Annotated in this window: 29 protein-coding genes; 9 read left to right on the top strand and 20 right to left on the bottom strand. The window is 59.2% G+C overall.

Annotated elements, in window-relative coordinates; genetic code table 11:
* Positions 1–26: 26 nt before the first annotated feature.
* The gene (gene ptsP, locus I6L36_RS15975) at positions 27–2,306 is read right to left on the bottom strand and encodes a phosphoenolpyruvate--protein phosphotransferase (RefSeq protein WP_010673090.1); all 2,280 of its coding nucleotides are present in this window, start codon (positions 2,304–2,306) and stop codon (positions 27–29) included.
* Positions 2,307–2,319: 13 nt separating this feature from the next.
* Positions 2,320–2,847: an RNA pyrophosphohydrolase gene (gene rppH, locus I6L36_RS15970; RefSeq protein WP_010673089.1), complete on the bottom strand. Its 528-nt coding sequence runs from the start codon at positions 2,845–2,847 to the stop codon at positions 2,320–2,322.
* A 391-nt stretch (positions 2,848–3,238) separates the two neighbouring features.
* Here rppH and I6L36_RS15965 point away from each other — a divergent pair, with 391 nt between their 5' ends.
* The 3 genes from I6L36_RS15965 to I6L36_RS15955 all read left to right on the top strand — a co-directional run bounded on the left by I6L36_RS15965 (position 3,239) and on the right by I6L36_RS15955 (position 4,666).
* Complete coding sequence (locus tag I6L36_RS15965) at positions 3,239–3,448, top strand: hypothetical protein (RefSeq protein WP_141116562.1); 210 nt, start codon at positions 3,239–3,241, stop codon at positions 3,446–3,448.
* Between the two features lie 130 nt (positions 3,449–3,578).
* Positions 3,579–4,253 carry a DNA mismatch repair endonuclease MutH gene (mutH, locus tag I6L36_RS15960; RefSeq protein WP_042014896.1) on the top strand — a complete coding sequence of 225 codons (675 nt, stop codon included), beginning with the start codon at positions 3,579–3,581 and terminating at the stop codon, positions 4,251–4,253.
* An 83-nt stretch (positions 4,254–4,336) separates the two neighbouring features.
* Entirely contained in the window at positions 4,337–4,666 is a 330-nt protein-coding gene (locus I6L36_RS15955; RefSeq protein ID WP_109111807.1) for an isoamylase early set domain-containing protein, read from the top strand.
* Positions 4,667–4,769: 103 nt separating this feature from the next.
* Here the strand turns inward: I6L36_RS15955 and rplS are convergent, their stop codons facing one another.
* The 5 genes from rplS to ffh all read right to left on the bottom strand — a co-directional run bounded on the left by rplS (position 4,770) and on the right by ffh (position 8,287).
* Positions 4,770–5,117 carry a 50S ribosomal protein L19 gene (rplS, locus tag I6L36_RS15950; protein WP_005313505.1) on the bottom strand — a complete coding sequence of 116 codons (348 nt, stop codon included), beginning with the start codon at positions 5,115–5,117 and terminating at the stop codon, positions 4,770–4,772.
* 32 nt (positions 5,118–5,149) lie between these two features.
* Complete coding sequence (trmD, locus tag I6L36_RS15945; protein ID WP_010673086.1) at positions 5,150–5,899, bottom strand: tRNA (guanosine(37)-N1)-methyltransferase TrmD; 750 nt, start codon at positions 5,897–5,899, stop codon at positions 5,150–5,152.
* A gap of 34 nt (positions 5,900–5,933) precedes the next feature.
* Positions 5,934–6,455 (bottom strand): ribosome maturation factor RimM, encoded by a 522-nt coding sequence (rimM, locus tag I6L36_RS15940; protein WP_039039979.1) that lies wholly within the window; start codon positions 6,453–6,455, stop codon positions 5,934–5,936.
* Positions 6,456–6,479: 24 nt separating this feature from the next.
* Positions 6,480–6,728 carry a 30S ribosomal protein S16 gene (gene rpsP / locus I6L36_RS15935; RefSeq protein ID WP_010673084.1) on the bottom strand — a complete coding sequence of 83 codons (249 nt, stop codon included), beginning with the start codon at positions 6,726–6,728 and terminating at the stop codon, positions 6,480–6,482.
* Positions 6,729–6,907: 179 nt separating this feature from the next.
* Entirely contained in the window at positions 6,908–8,287 is a 1,380-nt protein-coding gene (gene ffh / locus I6L36_RS15930) for a signal recognition particle protein (RefSeq protein ID WP_104455239.1), read from the bottom strand.
* Positions 8,288–8,572: 285 nt separating this feature from the next.
* Here ffh and ccsA point away from each other — a divergent pair, with 285 nt between their 5' ends.
* Together ccsA and I6L36_RS15920 are read left to right on the top strand one after the other, a co-directional pair.
* Positions 8,573–9,364, top strand: coding sequence for an inner membrane protein YpjD (gene ccsA / locus I6L36_RS15925; protein ID WP_039040017.1), 792 nt, complete (start codon positions 8,573–8,575; stop codon positions 9,362–9,364).
* A gap of 39 nt (positions 9,365–9,403) precedes the next feature.
* Positions 9,404–10,684, top strand: coding sequence for an HlyC/CorC family transporter (locus I6L36_RS15920; RefSeq protein WP_109111808.1), 1,281 nt, complete (start codon positions 9,404–9,406; stop codon positions 10,682–10,684).
* A gap of 8 nt (positions 10,685–10,692) precedes the next feature.
* Here I6L36_RS15920 and I6L36_RS15915 read toward each other — a convergent pair whose 3' ends face one another.
* Both I6L36_RS15915 and I6L36_RS15910 read right to left on the bottom strand, forming a co-directional pair.
* Positions 10,693–11,895 (bottom strand): ISL3-like element ISAeme19 family transposase, encoded by a 1,203-nt coding sequence (locus I6L36_RS15915; protein WP_080988673.1) that lies wholly within the window; start codon positions 11,893–11,895, stop codon positions 10,693–10,695.
* A gap of 1,006 nt (positions 11,896–12,901) precedes the next feature.
* The gene (locus I6L36_RS15910) at positions 12,902–13,369 is read right to left on the bottom strand and encodes an Rrf2 family transcriptional regulator (RefSeq protein WP_039039978.1); all 468 of its coding nucleotides are present in this window, start codon (positions 13,367–13,369) and stop codon (positions 12,902–12,904) included.
* A gap of 111 nt (positions 13,370–13,480) precedes the next feature.
* Between I6L36_RS15910 and hmpA the strand changes: the two genes are divergently transcribed.
* Positions 13,481–14,674 carry an NO-inducible flavohemoprotein gene (gene hmpA, locus I6L36_RS15905; protein WP_109113234.1) on the top strand — a complete coding sequence of 398 codons (1,194 nt, stop codon included), beginning with the start codon at positions 13,481–13,483 and terminating at the stop codon, positions 14,672–14,674.
* Positions 14,675–14,756: 82 nt separating this feature from the next.
* Here hmpA and I6L36_RS15900 read toward each other — a convergent pair whose 3' ends face one another.
* The gene (locus I6L36_RS15900; RefSeq protein WP_223931817.1) at positions 14,757–15,410 is read right to left on the bottom strand and encodes a tetratricopeptide repeat protein; all 654 of its coding nucleotides are present in this window, start codon (positions 15,408–15,410) and stop codon (positions 14,757–14,759) included.
* On the opposite strand from I6L36_RS15900, the gene I6L36_RS15895 reads away from it, so the two are divergent.
* Complete coding sequence (locus tag I6L36_RS15895; RefSeq protein ID WP_119197003.1) at positions 15,409–15,852, top strand: hypothetical protein; 444 nt, start codon at positions 15,409–15,411, stop codon at positions 15,850–15,852. The genes I6L36_RS15900 and I6L36_RS15895 overlap by 2 nt on opposite strands.
* Positions 15,853–15,893: 41 nt before the next feature.
* Here the strand turns inward: I6L36_RS15895 and mdh are convergent, their stop codons facing one another.
* From mdh to I6L36_RS15870, 5 genes are all read right to left on the bottom strand, one after another.
* The gene (gene mdh, locus I6L36_RS15890) at positions 15,894–16,829 is read right to left on the bottom strand and encodes a malate dehydrogenase (RefSeq protein WP_010673076.1); all 936 of its coding nucleotides are present in this window, start codon (positions 16,827–16,829) and stop codon (positions 15,894–15,896) included.
* 242 nt (positions 16,830–17,071) lie between these two features.
* Positions 17,072–17,734, bottom strand: coding sequence for an arginine ABC transporter permease ArtM (gene artM, locus I6L36_RS15885; RefSeq protein WP_010673075.1), 663 nt, complete (start codon positions 17,732–17,734; stop codon positions 17,072–17,074).
* A gap of 2 nt (positions 17,735–17,736) precedes the next feature.
* Complete coding sequence (gene artQ, locus I6L36_RS15880) at positions 17,737–18,387, bottom strand: arginine ABC transporter permease ArtQ (RefSeq protein ID WP_010673074.1); 651 nt, start codon at positions 18,385–18,387, stop codon at positions 17,737–17,739.
* Between the two features lie 3 nt (positions 18,388–18,390).
* Positions 18,391–19,128, bottom strand: a complete 738-nt coding sequence (locus I6L36_RS15875; RefSeq protein ID WP_010673073.1) for an arginine ABC transporter substrate-binding protein — start codon at positions 19,126–19,128, stop codon at positions 18,391–18,393.
* Positions 19,129–19,152: 24 nt separating this feature from the next.
* A complete protein-coding gene (locus I6L36_RS15870; RefSeq protein WP_041210949.1) occupies positions 19,153–19,893 on the bottom strand; it encodes an ATP-binding cassette domain-containing protein in 741 nt (246 codons plus the stop codon).
* A 200-nt stretch (positions 19,894–20,093) separates the two neighbouring features.
* Here I6L36_RS15870 and argR point away from each other — a divergent pair, with 200 nt between their 5' ends.
* Complete coding sequence (argR, locus tag I6L36_RS15865; RefSeq protein WP_005308670.1) at positions 20,094–20,564, top strand: transcriptional regulator ArgR; 471 nt, start codon at positions 20,094–20,096, stop codon at positions 20,562–20,564.
* A 79-nt stretch (positions 20,565–20,643) separates the two neighbouring features.
* On the opposite strand, the gene I6L36_RS15860 is transcribed toward argR, so the two are convergent.
* The 5 genes from I6L36_RS15860 to glnK form a co-directional block, all read right to left on the bottom strand.
* Entirely contained in the window at positions 20,644–21,549 is a 906-nt protein-coding gene (locus tag I6L36_RS15860) for a Dyp-type peroxidase (protein WP_039039974.1), read from the bottom strand.
* Between the two features lie 89 nt (positions 21,550–21,638).
* On the bottom strand, positions 21,639–22,673 hold the full coding sequence (locus I6L36_RS15855) for an ABC transporter ATP-binding protein (RefSeq protein ID WP_109112363.1): 1,035 nt from the start codon (positions 22,671–22,673) through the stop codon (positions 21,639–21,641).
* Positions 22,674–22,713: 40 nt separating this feature from the next.
* Complete coding sequence (locus I6L36_RS15850) at positions 22,714–24,339, bottom strand: iron ABC transporter permease (protein ID WP_109112362.1); 1,626 nt, start codon at positions 24,337–24,339, stop codon at positions 22,714–22,716.
* 39 nt (positions 24,340–24,378) lie between these two features.
* The gene (locus I6L36_RS15845; RefSeq protein WP_010673068.1) at positions 24,379–25,386 is read right to left on the bottom strand and encodes a Fe(3+) ABC transporter substrate-binding protein; all 1,008 of its coding nucleotides are present in this window, start codon (positions 25,384–25,386) and stop codon (positions 24,379–24,381) included.
* Between the two features lie 228 nt (positions 25,387–25,614).
* Complete coding sequence (gene glnK, locus I6L36_RS15840) at positions 25,615–25,953, bottom strand: P-II family nitrogen regulator (protein WP_005332325.1); 339 nt, start codon at positions 25,951–25,953, stop codon at positions 25,615–25,617.
* Between the two features lie 201 nt (positions 25,954–26,154).
* Here glnK and arfB point away from each other — a divergent pair, with 201 nt between their 5' ends.
* Complete coding sequence (gene arfB / locus I6L36_RS15835) at positions 26,155–26,571, top strand: alternative ribosome rescue aminoacyl-tRNA hydrolase ArfB (protein ID WP_010673067.1); 417 nt, start codon at positions 26,155–26,157, stop codon at positions 26,569–26,571.
* Positions 26,572–26,573: the final 2 nt, after the last annotated feature.

Raw genomic sequence — 26,573 nt, 5'->3', positions numbered from 1 at the left:
TTCTTACGCAGTAACAAGACGGAATATCAATCGGGCAGCCTGACCTTGTGCCCAGCCCGCAGTAAGCCTCCCAGACCGTGCTCTTCCAGATAGCGGGCAAACAGGCCGCGCAGAACGTGAGGATTGTCATGCTTGAGACCATCCGCCATCAGCGCCTTCAACTCACCAAGGTCGGATTGCCGCAGCACGTATTTGATACGGGAGATGTTGTGGGTATTCATGCTGAAACGACGATAGCCCATGGCCAGCAGCAGCAGCACTCCGACCGGATCGCCAGCCAGCTCGCCACAAACAGAGACCGGCTTGTGATAGCGCTGAGAGGCATCGACCAACAGTTGCAAAGCACGGATCACCGCGGGATGGAAGGCATCGTAGATGCTGGCGACACGGGCATTGTTGCGATCCACCGCCAGCAGGTACTGAGTCAGGTCGTTGCTGCCCACCGACCAGAAGTCGATGAGCGGCGCCATCTCCGGCAGGATGTACAGCGCGGAGGGGACTTCGATCATCACTCCGAGACTGGGGTAGCGGATCACCGCATCGCGGCTGGCCGCTTCTTCCGACACCTCGCGCCACGCCTGATCCAGCAGACGACGGGAGGCCTTGATTTCACTGACGCTGCTGATCATCGGCAGCATGATGGCCAGATTGTCCAGCCCTTCGCTGGCCCGCAACATGGCCTTGAGCTGAACCAGGAAGAGCTCGGGGTGATCCAGGGTGAGCCGGATCCCCCGCCAACCAAGGAAGGGATTTTCCTCCACGATGGGGAAATAGGGCAGTTGCTTGTCCCCCCCCACATCCAGAGTCCGCATGCAAACCGGGCGATCCCGATAGGTTTCCAGGATCCCGCGATAGCGGGCAGTCTGCTCCCACTCCGAAGGGAAGCTGTCCTGCAGCATGAAGGGGATCTCGGTGCGATAGAGCCCGACCCCGTCCGCCAGATGATTGAGGGAGATCTCGGTATCCGCACTCAGCCCTGCGTTGAGCAGCAGGGAGACCTTGGTGCCGTCGGCAGTCTCGGAGGGCTGGTTGTCGACGCTGCGCACCAGGGTGTCGAGTGCCCGCTCCTCGCTCAGCAGTTGCCGGTACTCGGTCAGGATCACCTGGTTGGGTTCGATGAAGAGATCGCCGCTGTAGCCATCGATGACCAGAGTGCGCCCGCCGATGTCACCGAGGGGCAAATCCACCCCCATGATGGCCGCCACCCCCATGGCACGGGCCAGGATGGCGGCATGGGAGTTGGTCCCGCCCTTGAGCGACACCACACCGCTCAGAAATTCCCTCGGGATCTCCGCAAGGATGGTGGCTGTCACTTCATCGGCGACCAGCACCACGGGTTCGCCGATGGTGAGCTGCTCGGGTTCGTCCTGCACCAGCCGGCTGATGAGCCGCTGGGCGATGTCTTTCACATCGGTGGAGCGCTCCCGCAGATAGGGATCTTTCATCCCCTTGAACTGCTCTATCAGCCGATCGCTGATGAGTTTGACCGCCGAGATCGCCGTCCAGTGTTCCTTGCTGACCTTGTTGCGGATGGGCTTGATGTAGCCGGGATCGTTCAACAGGTGCAGATAGATGTCGAAGATGGCGACCGAGTCCTGGCTGTAGCTCTCGCGAAAACGCAGTGCCAGGCTCTCCAGATCGTGGCGCACTTCCTCCACCGCCAGCTCGAGACGGGCAAGCTGCTTGGCATGATCCTCGTCCTTGCGCGGCGTGATGGTATTGAGCGCCTTGCGCGGACGCCACACCCAGGCCTTGGCAATGGCGATGCCACTCGCCCCGGCAATACCGCGCAGCGGCTTGCTCCAGTCGGTCTTCTGCAGCCACCCCTTGGCCTGGGCCTGGGCGATGCGGGCAGCCAGCTGAGCCGCCAGGGTGACCATGAAGGATTCCTCCCCCTCATCGAAGAGGCGGCTCTCCTTCTGCTGCACGACCAGAATCCCCACCACCTGACGCTGATGCATGATGGGAGCGCCGAGGAAGGAGCGAAACGCCTCTTCCGCCACATCGGGCAGGAACTTGAAACTGGGGTGAGAGGGGGCATCGGCCAGGTTGATCAGCTCTTCACGCTGACCCACCAAACCGACGATACCCTGCTCGAACGGCAGGGTGGCCTTGCCCACGGCCGATTCGGCCAGACCATCGGTCGCAGCCAGTCGATAGCGGCGCATGTCCGGCTCGGCCACATAGACGGAGCAGCAGTCCACCGTCATGGCGAGCCGGGTCTGGCTCACCAATGCTTGCAAGGCCTGTTCGAGGGTGTTGGCCTCGGCCATGCTTTCCACGATGCGTCTGAGTTCCGTCAGCAACTAGTTGTGCTCCTTAACGCGAGCGGTTGCGCCGCCCATCTTTTCGGTTAGCCTGCACCACGGGGACTGGCATGGCCAGCGGGGCAAACTCCTTCATCACCCGGCGGTAAACCTCCCGCTTGAAGGAGACGACCTGACGAACCGGGTACCAGAAGCTGACCCAACGCCAATCATCAAATTCCGGGTGACCATGACAGCCAAACTGGATCCTGGACTCTTTGCCAGGATCGAGCTGCAACAAAAACCATTTCTGCTTCTGGCCAATACAGACCGGTGAACTGTCCCAGCGGACGAGTCGTTTGGGTAAGCGATACTTCAGCCAGTTGCGACTGGTCGCCAGTATGGTCACATCGTCCTGCTTGAGGCCTATCTCCTCATACAGCTCACGATACATGGCCTGTTCCGGCGATTCACCATCATCAACCCCCCCCTGCGGAAACTGCCAGGAGTGCTGCCCATAGCGCTTAGCCCACAATACTTGTCCGTCACGGTTACAGATCACGATGCCGACATTGGGACGAAATCCGTCACCATCTATCACGTGATCACCTTATAAAGGCTGAATCTATAACGAGATTGTTCCACATTCACCCCGTGGCGGCAAACAGGGACTGTCATCTTCCATTCATGAATAACTTGGCATTTCAAGCAAAGTTATAAACAAATTGAAGGTTCATGCTAGGCAAGTTGCCCACCCAGACTGTGCATAAACCTGTGATCAAGCAGGTATATACAGTAGTTTTATACTGTGGCATTGCACGGAAGCATATCATATCCGATTCACTTAAAAACAAAATATACATTTAAATACATAAGGTTATAGTTTGATTGCTGGATCAAGATCCATGTCTTTTGCCTAAGAGGATCCAGCCTGTCAATTGTGAACAAGTTCGACTGCTCAAAGATCCACCAAGACGGATTTATCCACAGATATGGCGCATTATCTGCACCGAAATGGCGCTGAAAATCGGCGTACTCTCACATTTATTTCTGGTGCCACGCTTCCTTTCACCACTTTACGCCAGTTATCCAAGATTTCTGTGGATAACTGTGTGCAACAGCTTGCACAAACCCTTGGACAACTCGTTTTTGCGGGGATCCGGCGTGCCGATATACTGGATAAAGAAAGTAAATCCCTTTAAAATCATTTGGATATGTTGAATTTGGCCATCCATGTCTCCCTGTGTATAGTCGGGCGAGGATCGGTTATAAAATCAGCGACACCATGCAAGGATCCGTATTGCGATGTCTATTATCTCCAGAGGAGCCCTCATGCCTGCCAATCCCCAGTCAGAACAAGAGCTGCTAAGTCGAGCCTACGCCATGGCTGGCTTCACTCTGGCCCAGCTTGCCGCAACGGCAGGCATCCCCGTACCGCGGGATCTCAGACGTGACAAGGGCTGGACAGGGCAGTTGATCGAGTGGCAGCTGGGGGCCAGCGCGGGCAGCCGACCGGAGCAGGATTTTCCGGATCTCGGTATCGAGCTCAAGACGATCCCCGTCGATCCTCAAGGGCGCCCGCTGGAAACCACCTTTGTCTGCGTGGCCCCCCTCATCGGGGTCAGCGGCCAGCGCTGGGAGGAGTCGAACGTGCGCAACAAGCTGTCGCGGGTGCTCTGGATCCCGGTGGAAGGCAGCCGCGACATCCCTGTCGGCGACCGTCGCGTCGGCATGCCGCTGCTATGGAGCCCGAATGAAGAGGAAGAAGGACTGCTGCGCCAGGACTGGGAAGAGCTGATGGACATGATAGTGCTGGGGGAAGTGGAGCAGATCAGCGCCCGCCACGGCCAGGTATTGCAGCTGCGCCCCAAGGCGGCCAACAGCAAGGCGCTGACCCGCGCCATCGGCCGCAATGGCCAACCCATCATGACGCTACCACGGGGCTTCTACCTCAAGATCGAGTTCACCCATCAGCTCCTGCAGCGCCATTTTGCCCTCCCCCTTTGATCCTGCTTATCAACATCCTTGTCATAAAGTGACATAAAAATAACCAGCGCTACTTTCTTCGCAACCAGTGACAAGGAGTCCATATGCCGATCAACAAGCAATTCCTCAAATCGCGTCCCGAGGTCAAGGTGACCTTTGCCGTCGAAAAGGAGGCCGCCGGTGATGCCGAGCAGGTCTTGCTGCTGGGTGAATTCAGCCAGTGGCAGCCCATTGAACTGAAGAGGATGAAAAACGGGGAGTTCAAGGCGACACTCAACCTGCCGACCGATGGCCCCAGCCATTTCGAGTATTGCTATCAGCTAGTGCAACCCGATGGTAAAACCCTTTATGACAACGACTGGGAGGCGGACGACTACGTGCCTGGCCCCTTCGGGCGTGACAACTCGGTGGTGCGGGTCAGCCAGCCAGGTTGAGCTGGAACACCCGAAAGCGGATACAAAAAAGGCTCGCCAATGGCGAGCCTTTTCACTACCTGTCGAGCTTTTCGCCGACATACCGACACCAATTCGAATCGAATTAGTTGAGCTTCTCTTTGATACGAGCAGCTTTGCCGGACAGGTTGCGCAGGTAGTACAGTTTGGCGCGGCGAACATCACCACGACGCTTCAGTTCTACACTGTGGATCAGCGGAGAGTGAGTCTGGAATACACGCTCAACACCTTCGCCGTTGGAGATCTTGCGAACGGTGAAAGCAGAGTGCAGACCGCGGTTACGCTTGGCAATCACGATGCCTTCGAAAGCCTGCAGACGCTCTTTACCACCTTCTTTAACACGAACTTGAACACGTACGGTGTCGCCCTGGGCAAAAGCCGGGATGTCGGTACGCAGTTGCTCTTGTTCAAGCTGCTGAATAATCTTGCTCATTGTCTTTCCTTACCTAGGATAAACTGAAAACTCTACTTAACGCTGTCACGCACTTCGCGGACATACTCGGCAAGAAGTGATTCTTGCTCGTCAGTCAGAGCTAGGTTGTTAATAAGTTCCGGCCTTCTCTGCCAGGTTCGTCCGAGCGATTGCTTGAGTCGCCAGCGCCGAATCACTTCGTGATTGCCGCTTGTCAGCGCCTCGGGCACCGTCAGCCCATCCAACACCTCCGGCCGAGTATAGTGGGGATGATCCAGCAGCCCATCCGTGAAGGAGTCCTGCTCGGCACTGGCCTGATCACCCAAGACCCCCGGGACCAGACGCGAAACCGCATCGATCAGGGTCATGGCAGGCAACTCGCCACCACTTAACACGTAATCTCCGATAGACCACTCTTCGTCGACTTCGGTTTGTATCACGCGCTCATCGATACCTTCGTATCGACCGGCGACCAGAATCAGTTTCTGATTCGTCGCCAACTCGGTCACGCCCGCTTGAGTCAGCTTGCGTCCCTGAGGAGAGAGATAGATGACTTTCGCCCCGTCTCCCGCCGCTTGCTTGGCTGCATGAATGGCATCACGCAGCGGCTGAACCATCATCAACATGCCGGGCCCACCACCATAAGGACGATCATCGACCGTACGGTGTTTGTCGTGGGTGAAGTCCCGAGGGTTCCAGCACTCAATCTGCAGCAGGCCACTCTTGACGGCCCGACCCGTTACCCCGTGCTCGGTAATGGCTCGGAACATTTCCGGGAAGAGGCTAATGACCCCAATCCACATAAGAAACCTCCGGCACCCGTGTTAGCGCGGGAAACTAGAAACCAGGATCCCAATCAACTTCGATTGTTCGAGCAGTCAGATCAATATTCTTGATCACCTGCTCTTCCAGGAACGGTATCAACCGCTCCTTTGCACCAAAGGCATCTTTTACATTGGCCTCAACCACCAACACATCGTTGGAGCCGGTTTCCATCAATTCGGTCACCTTGCCCAGGTCGTATCCCTTGGTGGTTACCACGGTGCAACCAATGAGGTCACGCCAGTAGAACTCCCCTTCGGGCAACGCAGGCAACAGATCGGCGGGGACGCCAATCTCGACGTTGGTCAATGCCAGGGCATCCTCACGCACATCGATACCATCGAGTTTGCAGATCAGACCCTTGTTGTGACGCTTCCAGGATGACACCCGGATTTCACGCCACGCCCCGTTCTGATTGATCAGCCAGGGGTTGTAATCGAAAATCGCTTCGGCAACATCGGTGAAGGAGTTCACTTTAAGCCAGCCCTTGATTCCGTAAACGGTCCCCAGGGTGCCCAGAACTACAGGTTTTTCCACCTTAACTCCCTACCGTTTGGCTGATTAAGCAGCTTTGGCAGCGTCTTTGATCAGCTTGGCAACGCGGTCAGAAACAGCGGCACCAGTAGCAACCCAATGCTCGATACGAGCCAGGTCCAGGTTCAGCTTTTCAGCGTTACCAGCAGCAACCGGGTTGAAGAAACCGACGCGCTCGATGAAACGACCGTCACGGGCGTTACGGCTGTCAGCAACTACTACCTGGTAGAACGGACGCTTTTTCGCGCCACCACGTTGTAAACGAATGGTTACCATATCGTCCTCATAAACATCTAATGAACAAGGCCTGCAAATACGCAGACCCTAGCTTAAAATAAGCCGCGTAATTCTACTTGGATTCGTAATAATTGCAACCAAGCCAGCTATTTTTTGCGCAGGGATTGGCATGAAAAAGGCTCACCAGGGTGAGCCTTTCTGCCTGACCAGCAGGAAAATCAGAACGGACCGCGACTGCCACCACCGAATCCGGGGGGCAGCATGTTCTTCATCTGGCCCATCATCTTGCGCATGCCGCCCTTGCCGGACATCTTCTTCATCATGCGCTGCATCTCGGTGAACTGCTTGAGCAGCTTGTTCACATCCTGGACCTGCATGCCGGAGCCCGCAGCGATGCGGCGCTTGCGGGAGCCCTTGATGAGATCGGGATGGGCACGCTCTTTCGGCGTCATGGAGCTGATAATGGCCTCCATCCGCACGGTGAGCTTGTCATCCATCTGATCCTTGATGTTGTCCGGCAGGCCGGACATGCCGGGCAGCTTGTCGAGCATCCCCATCATGCCACCCATGTTGCGCATCTGGGCCAGCTGCTCACGGAAGTCTTCCAGGTCGAAGCCCTTGCCGCTCTTGACCTTGCTGGCCAGCTTGGCCGCCTTCTCTTTATCGACGTTGCGCTCCACCTCTTCGATGAGAGAGAGCACATCCCCCATGCCGAGGATGCGGGAGGCGAGACGATCCGGGTGGAACGGCTCCAGCGCGTCGGTCTTCTCGCCCATACCGATGAACTTGACCGGTTTACCGGTGATGTGACGCACCGACAGTGCGGCACCACCGCGGGCATCACCGTCTGCCTTGGTAAGGATCACACCGGTGAGCGGCAGCGCTTCGTTGAAGGCCTTGGCGGTATTGGCAGCATCCTGGCCTGTCATGGCATCCACCACGAACAGGGTTTCGACCGGCTTGATGGTGGCGTGCAGATCCTGGATCTCCGCCATCATTTCGCCATCGACGTGCAGACGACCGGCAGTATCGACGATCACCACGTCATAGAACTTCTTGCGCGCTTGATCGATGGCGGCAGTGGCAATGGCGATCGGTTTCTGGCTGGCATCACTCGGGAAGAAGTCGACACCGATGTCGCCCGCAAGGGTCTCAAGCTGCTTGATCGCCGCCGGACGGTAGACGTCCGCACTGACCACCAGCACCTTTTTCTTGCTGCGCTCCTTGAGCAGTTTGGCCAGTTTGCCGACCGTAGTGGTCTTACCGGCCCCCTGAAGACCTGCCATCAGGATGATGGCCGGCGGCTGGGCAGCCAGGTTGAGCTGTTCGTTGGCCTCCCCCATCACGGTGACCAGTTCGCCATGGACTATCTTGATGAAGGCCTGGCCCGGACTCAGGGATTTGGCCACTTCCTGGCCCACGGCACGTTCCTTGACGCGCGCCACGAAATCGCGCACCACCGGCAGGGCGACGTCCGCCTCGAGCAACGCCATGCGGACTTCGCGCAGGGTATCCTTGATGTTCTCTTCGGTCAGACGGCCGCGGCCGCTGACGTTGCGCAGGGTGCGCGAGAGTCGTTCAGTCAAATTCTCAAACATGACGCTTTCCGGTTTTTGGCGTGACACTGGGGGCATTATACCCCGGTCAGCACTCTAGGGACGATTACTCGCCGCTTGCCGCGGCGGCCTGCCATCGAACGGGCAGGTCAACAAATGGAGGGCAGTATACCCCAGTCAACGCCGGAGGACGATTATTCGCCGCACGGTGACCATCAACGCCTACTTATATGTGGGCAGTTAGCCTCTGGCACAACTGGCGAGCATATCTTGTGCAAGGTATACTGCCCCTCTTATCCATAAAGCTTGTTTGACAACGACCTGGTTATGATCGTGATCTCTGTTCTGGCCCTGGCGTTTTACCTGCTGGCCATCATCGCCTCACTGCACCTGCTGCTCAGCGCCAAGCCCGTCGGGCAAGTATCGCTGTTCGCCTGTGTCGGCCTGGCCCTGACCGCCCATGGCATGGCGGTGGGCAGCGAAGTGCTGGCCACCCATTCCGGCCAGAATCTCAGCATGTTGAACGTGGCGTCCCTGGTCAGCCTTATCATCAGTTGCTTCATGACCTGCGTCACCCGACGCTTCAACGGCTGGATCCTGCTGCCCGTCGTCTACAGTTTTTCAGCCCTGCTGCTGGCAGCCAGCGCGCTCATTCCCGGGCGCTACATCACCCATCTGGAAGCGCACCCCCAGTTACTGCTGCACATAGGCCTCGCGCTGATGGCCTATTCGGTACTGATGATCGCCTGCTTGTTTGCCCTCCAGCTTGCCTGCCTGGACAGGCAACTGAAATCCAGAAAGATCAGCCACCTGCCAGCCATGCCACCCCTGATGACGGTGGAGAAACGCCTGTTTCAGCTCATTTCCGCAGGTCTGCTGCTGCTGACTCTCTCCATCGCATCCGGCCTGTTCTTCCTGGAAGACATGTTTGCCCAGGGCAAGTCCCACAAGGCCATCCTCTCTATCCTGGCCTGGTGCGTCTACGCTCTGCTGCTCTGGGGTCACCATACCCGTGGCTGGCGCGGCCGCAAGGTCATCATGCTGAGCCTCATCGGCAGCTTCATCCTGACACTGGCCTATTTTGGCAGCCGCTTCGTCAAGGAAGTGCTGCTTAGCTGACGCACGAACATTCCCCAACCATCCTTACAGGAGCCCTTCTTGGACAGTATCTCAACGAGTACATTGCTGATTGTTCTCGTTATCTTGATCCTTTTGTCAGCCTTCTTCTCCAGTTCCGAAACCGGTCTGATGTCGCTCAACCGCTACAAGCTGCGGCATCTGGCCCAGACCAAGCACAAAGCTGCCCGCCGTGTCGAGAAGCTGCTGGCTAGGCCGGACCGCCTGCTTGGCCTCATTCTCATCGGCAACAATCTGGTCAACATCCTGGCCTCCGCCATCGCGACCATCGTCTGCATCCGGCTGTTCGGGGATCTCGGCGTCGCCATTGCCACCTTCGGGCTGACCCTGGTGGTACTGGTATTCGGGGAAGTCACCCCCAAGACACTGGCGGCCATGTTCCCCGAGCGGATAGCCTACCCTGCCTCCTGGATCCTCAAGGGGCTGATGGTGCCGTTCGCTCCCCTTGTCTGGCTCATCAACAGCATCACGAACCTGCTGCTGAAACTCTTGCGTCTAGAGCACAACAAGGATGACTCCCTCAATTCCGAAGAGCTGCGCACCATCGTCAACGAGGCGGGCAATCTCATTCCCAAGCACCACCAGGAGATGCTGATAAGCATCCTGGATCTCGACAAGATGACGGTGGAGAACATCATGGTCCCGCGCAGCGAGATCTCCGCCATCGACATCAATGACGACTGGAAGATCATACTGCGCCAGCTGGCCCACTGCGCCCATACCAAGATCCTGCTCTATCGCGACAACATCGATGACGTCGTCGGCTTCCTGCACTCACGGGACGCCCTGAGACTGGTCGCCCGGGATCAGTTCAGCAAGTCCAGCCTGCTTCGGGAAGTCGACCCCATCTATTTCATCCCCCAGGGGACCCCCCTCAACGTGCAGTTGGCCAAGTTCCAGCGCAACAAGGAGCGAATTGGCCTTATCGTCGACGAATATGGCGATATTCAGGGGCTGATCACCCTGGACGACATCCTGGAAGAGATTGTCGGTGACTTCACCACCTCCATGACACCGACCCCGAGTGACGAGATCCATCCCCAGCCGGACGGCTCCTTCCTGGTCGAAGGCTCCGCCAGCATCCGCGAGCTGAACAAGGAGATGGACTGGCACCTGCCCATGGACGGCCCACGGACCCTCAATGGCGCCATCCTGGAGTACCTTGAGGAGATCCCCCAACCCAACATCAGTGTCAGGCTGGCGGGCTACCCTATCGAGATTCTCGAAGTGGAGAACAACATGGTGAAGATGGCGAGGATCATGCCGCACCTGTACCGGGACGATTCAGAGTACGAGGATTGAAAAAAGGTTCATCGCGGCTTTCCGGGGAAGGCCGCCTTGATTTTCAGAAAAAAGTATTCTGAGTCCCTAAATCCATATGCCATGCGCTTTATCACTTTGATCTTGTTGTTCACCCCTTCCAGCACACTCGTGTGCATCGGGTAGTTTGCACTCGCCAGGATCCCCCGCATATATTTCGATAAATTTCGACCAAATCGTTGCAGCGGCGCTAGCCCGCTTTCCTTCACCTGCCGCATCCAGCTCCGCCATCGTCGCCATCCTTCCCACACGCTCGGCGCATACCAGATGCCCTTCAACGCCTCTTTCAGCACGTACACCATCGCCAGCGGTTGATTCGCCGCCAACAGCTCCTGCAACTTCACATCCTGTTTTTCACTCAGCTTCGCCCGATTACGTAGCAGCAACCAACGCGCACTTTTGACCACTTTTCGCGCCGGTTTATCGCTTTTCAGTGCATTCGCCTGCTCCACTCGCACCCGGTCCACCACCTCTCGGCCATAGCGAGCCACCACGTGGAACAGGTCGTAGACCACCTCCGCCTGCGGGCAGTGTTGCTTCACCTCCAGGTCGAACGCCGTGTTCATGTCCATCGCCACCGCCTCAATCTGCTGGCATCGCTCGCCGAGCTGCTCGAAGAAGGGACGGATAGCGGCCCGACTGTTGCCGTGCCCCACCCACAGGACGCGGGTTCGCTCGGCATCCATGATCACGGTGGCATAGCGGTGTCCCTTGTGCAGGGCAAACTCATCCATCACCAGCCGCCGCACCTCCCCAAGTTCGATGGTGCCCACACTAGTCTGCAAACGGCGCTTGTCGATCTCCTTGATGGTGTGCCAACCGACCCCGGTGAGCTGGCTGACATGGCGGATGGGGAGGTACTGAACGAGCGCTTCAATCCAGCACTGCATGCGCCGGGTGAGGCGGGAGCCAGAGGGGAGCCAGTCGATATGTTCACTGACGCGACCACAGCGCAGACAGTCGACGCGGCGAACAGGCAGTTGTAACCAGACTTGTCGGTCAAATAGGTCTCGCTCACGCACCCGGCGGATACGTTGGTCGTGGATCAATGGCGTGGGTTGCAGGCATCGGCGACAACGGGGCAAGAAGTCGGCGCGAGGCTCAAGGGTAAACAGGGTGTGATGGTTGGCAGAAAGCGCTTGGGCGATGACGGTATAACCTGGCCAGAAGGAGGTAATATCAATATGATGCACGGCGACAGCAGGGTGATGGTGGTGGTGTGTTTGGCGACAACCAGTTTACCAGCACCCTGTCTGTCAACATCCACTTTCCCAGGATCCCGCGAAGAACCTGAAAAAAGGCTGCCGATGGCACAATGCTGTTCACTTAAGAGAATTTGAGTTCCAGTCCACGTAGTATCAGGGCTAAAAAAATGAGGGAGGCATGATGCCTCCCTCTTTCTATTGCAAGCCACGCTGGATAAAGGCTGAAGGAACATCGACTGGAAACAGCCTTGCTCCCCCAACTCAAGTCGCATTTATGAATAATTAGTCAAAAATGTGCTTATCTGAACAGCATTGCCCGCCATGCGGGCAATGCTGTTCACTTAAGAGAATTTGAGTTCCAGTCCACGTAGTATCAGGACAAAAAAGCGAGGGAGGCATGATGCCTCCCTCTTTCTATTGCAAGCCCCGCTGGATAAAGGCTGAAGGAACATCGACTGGAAACAGCCTTGCTCCCCCAACTCAAGTCGCATTTATGAATAATTAGTCAAAAATGTGCTTATCTGAACAGCATTGCCCGCCATGCGGGCAATGCTGTTCACTTAAGAGAATTTGAGTTCCAGTCCACGTAGTATCAGGACAAAAAAGCGAGGGAGGCATGATGCCTCCCTCTTTCTATTGCAAGCCCCGCTGGATAAAGGCTGGAGGAAGATCGACTGGACACAGCCTTGCCCCCTCAACTCAAATCCAATTTATGAATAATCAGTCAAAAAAGTGCTTATCTGAACAGCATTGCCCGCCATGCGGGCAATGCTGTTCACTTAAGAGAATTTGAGTTCCAGTCCACGTAGTATCAGGACAAAAAAGCGAGGGAGGCATGATGCCTCCCTCTTTCTATTGCAAGCCCCGCTGGATAAAGGCTGGAGGAAGATCGACTGGACACAGCCTTGCCCCCTCAACTCAAATCCAATTTATGAATAATCAGTCAAAAAAGTGCTTATCTGAACAGCATTGTGCCGATGGCAGCCTTTTTGTTTCACTCGCTCTCGTCATCCGGCTCCAGCACCAGAGTGGGGATGAGCTCACCGAACACCTGCTGCAACTCGTCACGGTTTGCCAGCAAATCCTGCAGCGTATAGCCATCCATCACCGCGAGGAAGGCGTTCATCGCCTCCTTCAAGGCACTCTTGAGCAGACAGACGGAGACGATATGGCAGACCGGGGAGCTGCAGTCGATCCCGTCCAGATTGCCTTCCAATGCCCGGATCACTTGCCCGATATTGATCTCGTCGGGGGAGCGCGCCATGCGGATGCCACCATTCTTGCCACGCTGGGACTGCAGATAGCCCAGTTTTACCAACTGGTTCACCACCTTCACCATGTGGTTGCGGGATACGTCGTACAAGGCGGATACCTTGGCCACGCTCGACAGTTCCCCCTCCGGCAGGGTGGCCAGATAGAGCAGGGCTCTCAATCCAAAATCGGTATAGCTCGTTAGTCTCATAGTGCCTGTAGCGCCTAGCGCGAAGAATTGATGATTGATCCAGATCAATTAAACATTTAGGATGCAACTTAATAAGTGACATTCCAGATGTTCAATTAGAAAGGACCTCCTATGTTAGACCAAGCCACCATCGCCGTCATCAAGAGCACCATTCCTTTGCTCGAATCGGCGGGCCCTGACCTCACACGGCACTTTTATCAGCGCATGTTCAGCCACAATCCCGAGTTGAAGGATCTCTTCAACCTGGCTCACCAGCGTAGCGGGGGACAGCCCTTGGCACTGTTCAGTGCGGTGGCGGCCTATGCCAGAAACATCGACAATCTGGGGGCCCTGGCCGGAGCCGTTGAACGCATCGCCCACAAACACACGGGTTTCCTGATCCAGCCGGAACAATATCACATTGTGGGTAGTCATCTCTTGGCCACGCTCAAAGAAATGGGTGGCAACGCTGTCACGGAGGAGGTACTTACCGCCTGGGGCAAGGCGTACGGTGTGCTGGCCGACATCTTTATCGGCCGGGAGAGCGAGCTCTATCGGGAGAAGACAAGCCAGGACGGTGGTTGGCAGGGAACCCGTCCTTTCATCATCAAGGAGAAGCGTCAGGAGAGTGAACTCATCACCTCTTTCGTCCTGGCCCCCCTCGATGGCAACCCCGTGTTGCGTTTCAAACCGGGGCAATATCTCAGTATCAAGCTGGTTCATCCCGCCCTCGAGCATCAGGAGATCCGCCAGTATTCCCTCTCGGACGCCCCCAATGGCCGCGACTACCGCATCAGCGTCAAGCGCGAACCCAGGGGTCAGGCCTCCAACCTGTTGCATGATCATCTTCACATCGGTGACACGGTCGACATCATGCCGCCGGCCGGCGACTTCTTCCTGCAAGAGGAGACAGACACGCCCGTGGTGCTGATCTCCGCCGGGGTCGGCCTCACCCCCATGCTGAGCATGCTCAACCACTTGCTGGCCGAGGGCCCGGATGTGGATATTCGCTGGCTTCACGCCTGCGAACACGGCGCCCACCACGCGTTCAGGGACGAGATCCGGGCAAAGAGCAGGCAACACGGGAAACTGGAGAGCCGGATCTGGTATCGGGAGCCGGGGGAGCAGGATGTCAAAGGAGAGGATTACGACTTCAGCGGCACTCTGGCACTGGAGCAGGTCACCGACCTCATTCCGGCCGACGCCCACTACTATTTCTGCGGCCCTGTCCCGTTCATGAAGGCAGTCAAAGCTCAGTTGGAGAATGTGGGCGTGCCTGCCGAGCGGATGCACTACGAGGTCTTCGGCCCCCATCAGGGCCTCTGATCCCTCCCCTGACCGGGAAAATGCACAAGGCCCACAAGCACAGCTTCGTGGGCCTTGTAATATCAAAGCGGGCTACCAGAACTCAGTGCATCGCCTTGGCACGGGCGATGGCATTGGCGGGCATCCGGTTGCCGAGCCGGCTGAGCAGGCTCGCCGCCTTCTGGTGCATGGCCTTGTCGCCGATGACGGCGCCGTGCAGCCAGTGATACGCCTCCTCATAATCCAGGGGACTCCCCATGCCCTGCAGCAACATCTCCACCCACTCCATCTGTGCCCGCAAGAAGCCGAGGCTCGCGGCTTCCCGCATCAGGGTCTCGGCCCGCACCAGATCCTTCTGGACCAGGATCCCCTTCCAGTAATAGCGGCCAAGCTGTTCCAGCGCCGGCGCCAGCCCCTGGTTGGCGGCCTCCCACATGTACTGCACCCCGATCTGGGCATCCGGCTTGGTGCAAACTCCCCAGGCCAGCATGTCTCCCCAGAGGAACTGATAGGCAGGGATCTTCATCACCGAGGCCCTCGCCTCGATATCCTGGGTGAGCTGGCACCTGTCCTGCTTCACCCGGGCCAGATGGCGCCCCTGCTCTATCCAGTTGAGCAGTTCGTCCTGGCGATAGAGCGGCACGGCCTGCAACTCTCCCGCAGCAGCGGATGCCTGCGTCGTCGCCCTGGGCAGCGGCGCCGGGGCCGGGGCAGATGCCACGGGGGCGGCAGCGGCCGGCACCGCGGTTGACGGCATGGGAGCTGTGGCCACACTGGCCGAGGACTCCGCAACCGGTGCTGGGACCGGGGCGGTCGATGGCAAGGCCGCCGAGGGCATGGGAGCTGTGGCCACACTGGCCGAGGACTCCGCAACCGGTGCTGGGACCGGGGCGGTCGATGGCAAGGCCGCCGAGGGCGTCGGTGCTGTGGCCGGACTGGCCGAGGGCTCCGCAACCGGTGTTGGGACCGGGGCGGTCGATGGCAAGGCCGCCGAGGGCGTCGGGACGGGAGCGGCCGTGACCGCCGCCGACTGGGGTTGCGCAGCGGCCGAGGTGGGCTCCGCACCCTGCAAAGGGAAGCTGCACACACCGATAATGGCGATGAGGGTTCTTGGTTTTATCATAGGGATCTCCTGCTGCCTTCTGTTATCGGCAGCCAGGGCCATCTCCTTAGCCCGCTACACCCAACCCCGAAAATGACAAAGGGGAGCCTGGGCTCCCCTTGCGGTCGACGTAGCAACTTACTTGACGAAGTCGACGCCCAGCTGGATGTCAGCCTTCAGGGTGGCCAGCATGCTGTCCATCGCTTCCTGCTCGAAGGCGCTCAGCTTGCCGTAGTCCAGCACGGTTTCGACACCGTTCTTGCCGAGCAGCACCGGCTGCGCGAAGAAGGTGGCGTGCTCACCGTTGCCTTCCACATAGGCACACTCGATGACGTTGGCTTCCCCTTGCAGACCCTTGATGAGCGACAGACCGAAACGGCAGGCTGCCTGACCCATGGAGAGAGTGGCGGAACCGCCACCGGCCTTGGCTTCCACCACTTCGGTACCGGCATTCTGAATGCGCTTGGTCATGGCAGCCACTTCCTCAGCGGTGAAGCTGGCGCCTTCAACCTGGGAGAGCAGCGGCAGAATGGTCACGCCACTGTGACCGCCGATGACGTTGACACGTACCTTGTCAACGTTCAGGCCCTTGGCTTCGGCCACGAAGGTCTCGCCACGGATCACATCCAGGGTGGTCACGCCGAACAGGCGACGCTTGTCATAGACACCGGCTTTCTTCAGCACTTCGGCGGCGATGGCGACCGTGGTGTTGACCGGGTTGGTGATGATGCCGATCAGTGCTTTCGGGCAGGAAGCAGCACACTTTTCCACCAGGTTCTTGACGATACCGGCGTTGATGTTAAACAGGTCGGAACGGTCCATGCCGGGCTTGCGCGCCACGCCGGCAGAGATCAGCACGACATCGGCGCCGACCAGAGCCGGGCTCGGATCTTCACCGCAGAAACCTTTTACTTTCACGTCAGTCGGGATGTGGCTCAGGTCCGCCGCCACGCCCGGAGTGACCGGGGCAATGTCATACAGGCTCAGTTCGGAACCGGCAGGCAGGCGGTTTTTCAACAGCAGAGCGAGGGCTTGGCCGATGCCACCGGCGGCACCCAGAACGGCAACTTTCATGATCAACTCCATGTCTAAGCGTAGGTTTAAGGTTGTTTCTAGTTGGGTTAACGCTGATTCTTATTGTGCGCCTCACCTTAAAGGATCCCCTCCTAAAAAACAATCTGATAACAGTTGTAATCACGGGTTCTGTGAGCCAGGGAACAAGCGGCGATGAAAGCGGAGAGGAATATGCGATAAATGGGAGGAAAGACACAGATTTCCTGTGCTTCCCTCATCATTAAGAGGTAAATGTGACTGCTTCAGGACTGGAAAGCCAGTGCCCGACGCTCACACCAGCGGAAACCAATTGTTAACAATCCATTCATGGTCAGATAGAGCGCTCCGGCCACGGTGAACACCGCCAGGGTGTCATAGGTCTGGGCGTTGAGACGCTGGGCCAGCCCCATGATGTCCATGATGGTGATGGTACTGGCGAGCGAACTCCCCTTGAGCACCAGGATCACCTCGTTGGAATAGGCGGGGACCAGCCGACGGGCGGCATGGCGGGTCTTCATCCACAGGGTCTGTCCGGCCGAGAAGCCGAGCGCACGGCAGGCCTCCACTTCACCGGCGGGGATGGCGTCGAGCGCCCCTTTGAACAGCCGGGTGGAGTAGGCTGCGGTATTGAAACCGAGCGCCAGCACGGCGCAGAACCAGGGTTGCTTGAGCAGCGGCCAGAGCGGCCCCGCCTTGAGCCATTCAAACTGGCCAGGCCCGTAGTAGATGAGGAAGATCTGGATGAGCAGCGGCGTACCGGTAAAGACCAATACCCAGAGCTGCACCAGCTGGGTCGCCACCGGAATGCGACGCTCCAGCACCCAGGTCATGCCGGCCGCCATCAGCACGCCCAGCAACAAGCTGAACGCGGTGAGCTGCAGGGTGATCGCCAGCCCTCCCAGCAGGGTCATCAGGTAATCCTGCATGGTCAGCCTCCGTAACGGCGGGTATAGCGGGACGCCTGCTTCAAACCGAATTCACTCACCAGACTAATAGCCAGATAGATGAGGGCGGCAGCGGCGTACCAGGTGAAGGGTTGATAGGTGCTGGCCGAAGCCATCTGTGCCTGACGCATCATCTCGTTCACCCCGATGAGGGAGACCAGAGCGGTGTCTTTCAGCAGCACCAGCCACTGGTTGCCGAGCCCGGGCAGGGCGTGACGCCAGGCCTGGGGCAGCACGATGCGAAAGAAGGTGTGCCCCTTGCCCAGGCCGAGCGCCTGCGCCGCCAGCCGCTGCCCAGGGGGCACCGCATTGAGGGCGGCACGCAGGGTCTGGGTGGCGTAGCTCGCAAACAGCAGGGAGAGCGCCAGCACACCGCAGGCGAACGGGCTGAACTCCACATACTCCCCGGTGATGAGGAACAGCACCTGGGTCGAGCCGAAGTAGATGAAGAGCACCACCAGCAACTCGGGCAGACCACGAATCAAGGTGGTCAGGGTGGCCACGGGCCACACCAGCCAACGCTGCTTGCTCAACTCAGCCGCACTGAATGCCAGTGCCAGCACCATGCCACCGACCAGGGATGCCAGGGCCAGCCCGAGGGTCATCCAGGCTGCATCCAACAACAGGCTCAACATGGCTTACTGCGCGAAGTACTTGTCATAGATCTTCTGATAGGTGCCGTTGGCCTTGATCTCGGCCAGCCCCTTGTTCAGCTGGGTCAGCAGTTCCTGGTTGCCCTTGGCCACCGCGATGCCAAAACCGGTACCGAAGTACTTGGCGTCGGTCACCGGGGTACCCACCACGGCGTATTCCTTGTGCTGCTTGAGCCAGTCGGCGGCCACCGCCGTATCGGCAAACACGCCGTCAGTACGGCCATTCATCATGTCCAGGAAGGCGCTCTGGTAGCTGGCGTAGGGCACGGTCAGCAGACCCTTGCTCACCCAGTTGTCCACCAGATAGGACTGGTGAGAAGTGCCGTTCTGCACGCCGACTGTCTTGTCCACCAGATCGTCCGGCCCCTTGAAGGTCTCTTTCTTGGCGACGAACACCGCGGAGTTCTCGTAATAGATGTCGGAGAAGTCGACCTGGGCGGCCCGCTCCGGCGTCACGTCCATGGCGGCGATGACGGCATCATAGCGACGGAACTTGAGGCTGGGGATCAGGCTGTCGAAGGCCTGGTTGTGGAAGCTGCACTCCAGCTTGGCCTGCTCGCAGACAGCGCGGGCCAGATCGATGTCAAAGCCCTGGAACTCGTTCTTGTCATCCAGGTATTCGAACGGCGCATAGGTTGCCTCGGTGGCGAACTTGATCTCTTTGGCCAGCACAGAAGTGCTCAGCAGACCCATGGCGGCGATCAGCAACAGACTCTTTTTCATGACAGCTTCCTTATCGACTCAATATCAATGCATCAAGAATTCGGCAAACCGGCTGGTTTGCGGGGACTGGAAGATGGCGGCGGTGCCGGATTCGATGATCCGCCCCTTCTCCAGATAGATCACCTGACTGGCCACCTTGCGGGCGAACTCCACCTCGTGGGTCACCACCACCTGGGTGATGCCGGTCTGGCTCAGAGTGCGGATGATCTCCGCCACCTCTTTGGTAATTTCGGGATCCAGGGCAGCCGTCGGTTCGTCAAACAGCAGCACCTGGGGATCCATCATCAGGGTCCGGGCAATGGCGACCCGCTGCTGCTGGCCACCGGAAAGCCGTGCGGGCCAGGCGTCCCGTTTGTCGGCCAGTTGCAGCTGGGCCAGCAAATAGGCCCCTTTCTCGATGGCCGCGTCGCGGCTCATGCCGAGCACCTTGACGGGCGCTTCAATCAGATTCTCCATCACGGTGAGGTGCGGCCACAGATTGTACTGCTGGAACACCATGCCCACCTTGCGGCGCAGCGCCTGTGCCTGACGGTTGAATTCGGCAGTTGAGAGGCTGGACGGGAAAGAAAATTCACAGTCTGCGATGCGCAACACACCGGCATCCGGCGTGTCCAGCAAGTTCATCATGCGCAGCAGAGAGCTCTTGCCTGCCCCGCTCGGGCCCAGCAATACCAAGGTCTCGCCGGGAGCAGTCCGAAAGCTCACCTGCTGCAGTACCGGCACCTTGTGCCAGGATTTTTCGATGCCGATTAATTCGATACCCATACAGCCCAATTGAATAAGTTTTCAAAATTTCGTCCTGATTCTAGCGCCAGCATAAGTTGATGCAAGCTATATTTGAATCAATATGCAGAACAAGCGCCGCTTCCTTGCCAAAACAGGCATATGAATGCAAAATAGCAGCGCTGTTCGTATCTGCCGCCTGAGCGTGACAGGCGGTCACTCCCCTCATTCGTGAGTCCAAGATGAAACATAACGACAAGCAAGAAAAACTGGCCAAGGCCTTTAAAGCCTTGCTGAAAGAGGAGCGTTTCGGCTCCCAGGCAGAGATAGTGACTGCCCTGCAAGAGATGGGCTTCGAGAACATCAACCAATCCAAGGTCTCGCGCATGCTGAGCCGCTTCGGCGCCGTTCGCACCCGCAATGCCAAGATGGAGATGGTCTACTGTCTGCCGGTGGAGCTGGGCGTGCCCACCACCTCCAGCCCCCTCAAGAACCTGGTGCTGGATGTCGACCACAACGGCGCTCTGGTGGTGATCCACACCAGCCCCGGCGCAGCCCAGCTGATCGCCCGCCTGCTTGACTCCCTCGGCAAGGCCGAAGGGATCCTCGGCACCATCGCCGGTGATGACACCATCTTCATCACCCCGACCAGCGATACCGACATCGAGGAGCTCTACCTCTCCGCCCTCGAGCTGTTCGAGCAGACGCCCTGATCCGGTCGCCTTGGGCGATCCGCACAAAAATCCCGGCCTTGGCCGGGATTTTTTGTTTTGAGCGGTCGGCAGGCCGGGCTTATTTGCCCTCGGCCACCAGAAAATCGACGGAAGGGGCGAAGAAGGCCGCGCCGGTCACCGCCCGGGTGAAGCGCAGCAGGTGATCGAAGTGGCTGCCTTCCCCTTTGTACATGCTGGCCAGCATGGCGTTGAAGTGCAGCGGCGTGCGGCAGCAGGAGATGAAGTAGAGCCCCTGCTCGCTCATGGTGCCCCAGGGCATGCTCTGGCGCAGGATCTCCATGGACTCCCCCTTCGGGGTCTTGAGGTTGACCCGCTTGATGTGGGAAGTGAGCGGCTTGTCGGCGGACTCGTATTCGATGTTGTCGACTTTGGTGCGGCCTATGATGTCTTCCTGCTCCTTCAGGGCCAGCTTCTCCCAGTCGCTCATGGCGTGGACCCAGCGCTGCACGTGGATGTAGGAGCCACCGGCGAACTCGCCGCCGTCCAGCAACGCCACCACGGCGCGGTGCTCATCCTGCGGGTTCTCGGTGCCGTCGACGAAACCGGTCAGATCCCGGCAATCCTGGTTGCGAAAACCGCGGACTTCCTCGGCCAATTCAACAAGCCCGGCCAGAAGGGCCATGACGCGATGACCGGCATGATGCAGCACGTCCACCCGATCAGCACGCAACTGCACGAACAGATCGAACGGGGTATTGGGGGCCTCCTGACCGTTGGCGGATTGCGCCATGAAACCGCGGAACTGGGGCGGCCGGGCGGCAGGATAGAGATCATCCCAGGCGTCGGCCCCGACGGCGACCAGACCGCTGAAGGCAGCATCGGGGAAGTCGGCGCTCACCGCCTCCCAGAGTGCTGGCAGGCTGGCCAGGCGGGAGGTCAGGGCAGCGGCGTCACCGGTGCGATTGAACATCAGATAGAGGGCGTGCAGATTCGGCTCTGCGCAGATCCCGGCTTGGGCTTTCATGTCTCTCTCCAAGTGCGTTGGCTATGGGCGTGGCGCGATTATAAACCAGCGCGCTTCCAGTTCATTGATTTCACGACAATACCACGCACTCAGGGCAAGGGGTCAAACAACACCAGGGCATGAGGCGCCACGGTCACCCGCGCGCGCTCCCCTTCCAGAGGCTCACCGATGCTGGCTTCCAGTTGCTGGCCGCCACACTCCACCAGTACCCGGCAGTGATGGCCCAGGAACTGTTGCTCACGCACCCGGAGCTCACCGTCATCCGCCGCCGTCAGCGCCAACTGCTGGGGTCTGAGCATGAGCTGCAGCCGCTCCCCCACCGCGCGGCCATGGGGCTCCTGACCGCAGATGGTTCCAAGGAGGGTCTGCACGCAGTGGCTGTCCACCACCTCGGCCGCCAGATAGTTGACCCCGCCGAGAAACTCCGCCACGAAGCGGTTCCCGGGGCGGCGATAGAGCTGCTCCGGCTCCCCCACCTGCTCGATGCGACCGGCGCGAAACAGGGCCAGCCGATCGGCGAAGGCGAAGGCCTCTTCCTTGCTGTGGCTGACGAAGATGGCGCCAATGCCCTGCTGTTTGAGCAGGGTGCGGATCTCGAGGATCAGCTTCATCCGCACCTGGGTGTCGATGTTGGAGAAGGGCTCGTCCAGCAGCATCAGGCGCGGCTTGCACACCAGGGCGCGGGCGATGGCCACCCGCTGCTGCTGGCCGCCGGAGAGCTGATGGGGATAGCGCTCCCCCAATCCCTGCAGGTTGACCAGCGCCAGCGCCTCTTCCACCTGCTGCTGGCGGCTGCCGCGATCCTGCCCGGTCAGGCCGAAGCCGACGTTCTCGGCCACCGTCAGGTGAGGAAAGAGAGCGTAATCCTGGAAGATCATGCCGATATGGCGGGCCTCCGGCGGCACACTCACGCCGGGGGCATCGAGCAGGGTCTCTCCCAGCCGGATCTCCCCCTGGGCCAGGGGCAGCAGACCGGCCACCGCCTTGAGCAGCGTGGTCTTGCCACAGCCGCTGGCCCCCAGCAGACAGACGATCTCGTTGTCGGCCACCTGCAGGGAGAGCTGCTCCAGCACGGGGCGGCCATTGTAGTGACAGCTGACCTTCTCGATATTCAGGCAGGACAAGGTTCTTTTCCTCTCGCGTAGTGATGCCGGACGGGGCCGCTCAATGGCCTGGACCATCCAGGGTACGGTTGATCCACAGCAGGGGAATCAGCCCCACCAGCACGATGACGATGGCACCGAGCGCCCCCCGCTCCAGCATCTCGTCCGAGACGAACTGATAGACGTGGGTCGCCAGGGTTTCGAAGTTGAACGGCCGCAGCAGCAGGGCGGCGGGCAGCTCCTTCATGGATTCGATGAACACCAGCATGGCGCCGGCAAAGAGGCCGCGCCGTACCAGCGGCAGGTGAATGCGACGCAGCATGCCGCCCGCCCCCTGCCCCAGAGAGCGGGCCGCCATGTCGAGGCTGGGGGAGATCTTGCTCATGCTGCTCTCCACCGACCCGATGGCGATGGCCACGAAGCGCACCAGATAGCCGAACACGATGGCGGTGAGGGTGCCGGTCAGGAGCAGACCGGGGCCCGGCATCCCGAGCCACTCGGCCAGATCGTTGATGCCAAAATCAAGGGCCGTGAGCGGCACCAGCACGCCGATGGCCAGCACGGTCCCCGGCATGGCATAGCCCATGGCGGCGAGGCGCAGGGGCAGCAGGCTGCGAGTCCCCCCATCGAGGCGACGGAAGAAGCCGAGCAGCAGGGCGATGCCCATGGCCAGCAGGGCGGTCAGGGCCGAGATGGCGAGGCTGTTGCCCGCAAAGCGCACGAATTCGGGCGTCCACGACAACGCGAAGTAACGCACCCCGTAATCGAGCAGGATGACGAACGGCAGGGCGAACCCCGCCAGCACCAGGCCCCAGCACCAGAGCCCGGCCAGCACGCCCCTCAGGCCCCCGAGGGGGTAACGCAGGGGCTGCTCGAAGCCCATGGACTTCTGGAACACCTGCTGGCGCTGGCGGGAGCGGCGCTCCAGCGCGATGAGCAGCACCACCGCCAGCAGCATCAGACAGGAGAGCTTGGCGGCGGTCGCCAGGCTGCCGTAGCCGAGCCAGGTGTCGTAGATGGCGGTGGTCAGGGTGTTGATGGCAAAGAAGTGGACGGTGGCAAAGTCCGCCAGAGTTTCCATCGCGACCAGAGATGCCCCCACCATGATGGCCGGACGGGCCAGGGGGAGGCTCAAGCGGCGAAAGCTCTGCCAGGGGGTGCAGCCGAGCAGACGGCTGGAGTGAATGAGGCTGACCGACTGCTCCAGGAAGGAGGCCCGTGCCAGCAGATAGACATAGGGGAAGAGCACCAGCGCCAGCACCCAGGCGGCGCCCCCGAGGGAGCGAATGACCGGGAACCAGTAGTCGGCAGGTCCCTGCCAGCCAAACAGGGCACGCAGCCCCGCCTGCAACGGGCCCGAGTAGTCGAACAGGTCGGTATAGACGTAGGCAACGATATAGGAGGGCATCGCCATGGGCAGCATCAGCGCCCATTGCAGGGCGCGGCGCCCCGGCACCTCGCACATGGCCACCAGCCAGGCGGTGGGCACTCCGAACAGCAGGCTGAGGCAGACCACCCCCAGCACCAGGCCGGACGTGTTTCGCAGATAGTCGGGCAGTACGGTATCGGCGAGGTGGGCAAACAGTTCCCCATCAGCCGAGAAGGCGGAGAAGAGCAGGGCGAGTACCGGCAAACCCAGCAGCAGAGCGGTGACCCAGCTGCCGGCAATCCATCCAAAATGTTTCATGAGTCCACAGAAGTTGATGGGGCCGTTGGCCCCATCTGATTACAAGTCGAATTTCACTTCATCCAGCAGTTGCAAGGCGTCCTTGCGGTGCTTGGCATAATCGCTGACCGGCATGGGGTCAGACTTGAACGTGCCCCAGGACTTGACCATGGCAGAAGGCTCGACCCCTGCCTTGACCGGGTACTCGGCATTCACATCCGCATACATGTGCTGGGCGGTATCCCCGGAGAGGAACTCCATCAGCTTCTGTGCTGCGTCCTTGTTCTTGGCATACTTGGTCATGGCCACGCCGCTCACGTTGACGTGGGCACCGCGATCACCCTGGTTCGGGAAGTTGATCTCCACCGCGTCGGCCCAGGACTTCTGCGCCGGGTCCTTCAACATGGCACCCAGGTAATAGCTGTTGCCCAGGGAGACATCACAGATGCCGTCCTTGATCGCCTTGACCTGATCACGGTCGTTGCCCTGGGGCTTGCGCGCCAGGTTGGCCTTGACCCCTTCCAGCCAGGTCTTGGTGTCCGCCATGCCGTGATGGGCAATCATGGACGAAACCAGCGCCACATTGTACTCGTGCTTGCCGCTACGGGTACAAATTTTTCCTTTGAATTCAGGCTTGACCAGATCTTCGTAGCGGATGGTGTCGAGCTTGCCAAGACGCTCCTTGCTGGAGTAGATGGCACGCACCCGGGTGGTCAGGGCGAACCAGCGGTTGTCCGGATCGCGATAGATGGCGGGGATGTTCTCCTGCAGCGTCTTGCTGTCCACCGGCTGCACCAGGTCCTTGTCCACCAGCTCGGTCAGACGGCTGATGTCCACGGTCAGCATCAGATCGGCCGGAGAGAGCTTGCCTTCCCGTTCCAGACGCTCGTTCAGCCCCTCTTTGGCAAACACCACATTGACCTTGATCCCAGTCTCCTTCTCGAACTGCTGGATGATGGGCTTGATCAGCTCATCCTGACGGTTCGAATAGACGTTTACCTCCTGGGCGGCGAACGCCGACTGGGCGACAAGCGTGGAGAAAGCCAGTGCCAACATCTTCATTTTCATCATCCGTTCCTTGTCTGCGTAAAGAGTGATAACCATTTTCGTTTGCATTCTGCATGAATCGGGAGGAGAGGATCAAGGCTGTTTGCTGGGTTGGAACGATCTATTTAATCAGCGGCCAAACAAAAAGACCGGATGGAATCCCATCCGGTCTTTCGACGACCACCCCTTCACACTGTCGGCAGAACCTGCCCGGACCTTTGCCCGACCCGGCCGGGCAAAGGAGCGTACTCAGAGCGCCTCGTCGTCGCTCTCACCAGTACGAATACGCACCGCTTGCAGCAGGTCATAGACGAAAATCTTGCCGTCACCGATTTTGCCGGTATAGGCAGCCTTGCAGATGGCCTCGATCACCCCTTCGACGTTCTCGTCTGCGGTGGCGATCTCCAGCTTCACCTTCGGCAGAAAGTCGACCTGGTACTCGGCCCCCCGGTATAATTCGGTGTGCCCCTTCTGGCGACCAAAACCCTTCACTTCGGAGACGGTCAGGCCTTCCACCCCCAGGTTGGCGATGGCCTCGCGCACGTCGTCCAACTTGAAAGGTTTGATAATCGCAGTAATCAGCTTCATCTGGTTGCTCCCAATCCATGGTATGTCACGAATGGGTCATCAATTCTTGTGCCAAGTATTTTTATCGTTTATTTTCATATAGATAGATATGACACTCTGAGCCAGAAAGGCTCAGGATCACCAAGGAAGCGCATCTCGCCCCATAATGAGGCACCAAGCTGCACCAGACTCCCTTGATGCACCAAATGAGAGCATCACCCCATGTTAGTCATCTCCAACAGCGTGATCATCCCCTGGCATGAACTGCAATTCCAGACCATGCGGGCCCAGGGCAATGGCGGCCAGCACGTCAACAAGACCGACTCCGCCGTCTGGCTGCGCTTCGATTATCGCGACTCCCCCAGCCTGCCGCCGCTCTACAAGGAGGGACTGGAGCGGCTCAGCGACAGCCGGGTTCACGACGGCTTCATCCAGATCAGGGTCGAGACCCATCGCAGCCAGGACATGAATCGCAAGGAGGCCATGAGCCGCCTGACCGAGCTGCTGAAAAAAGCCGCCTGGCGCCCCAAGGCCCGCCACGCCACCAAGCCGACCCGCAGCTCCCAACGCAAGCGGGTCGATGCCAAGAAACGCAAGGGAGAGATCAAATCCACCCGCGGCAAGCCCGTGCTGGAGTGACC

Source organism: Aeromonas sp. FDAARGOS 1406 (assembly GCF_019048565.1).
Classification (GTDB): Bacteria; Pseudomonadota; Gammaproteobacteria; order Enterobacterales; family Aeromonadaceae; genus Aeromonas; species Aeromonas caviae.
The sequence above is the reverse complement of the archived record's forward strand: the minus strand, read 5'-3'. Positions and strand labels throughout refer to the sequence as shown.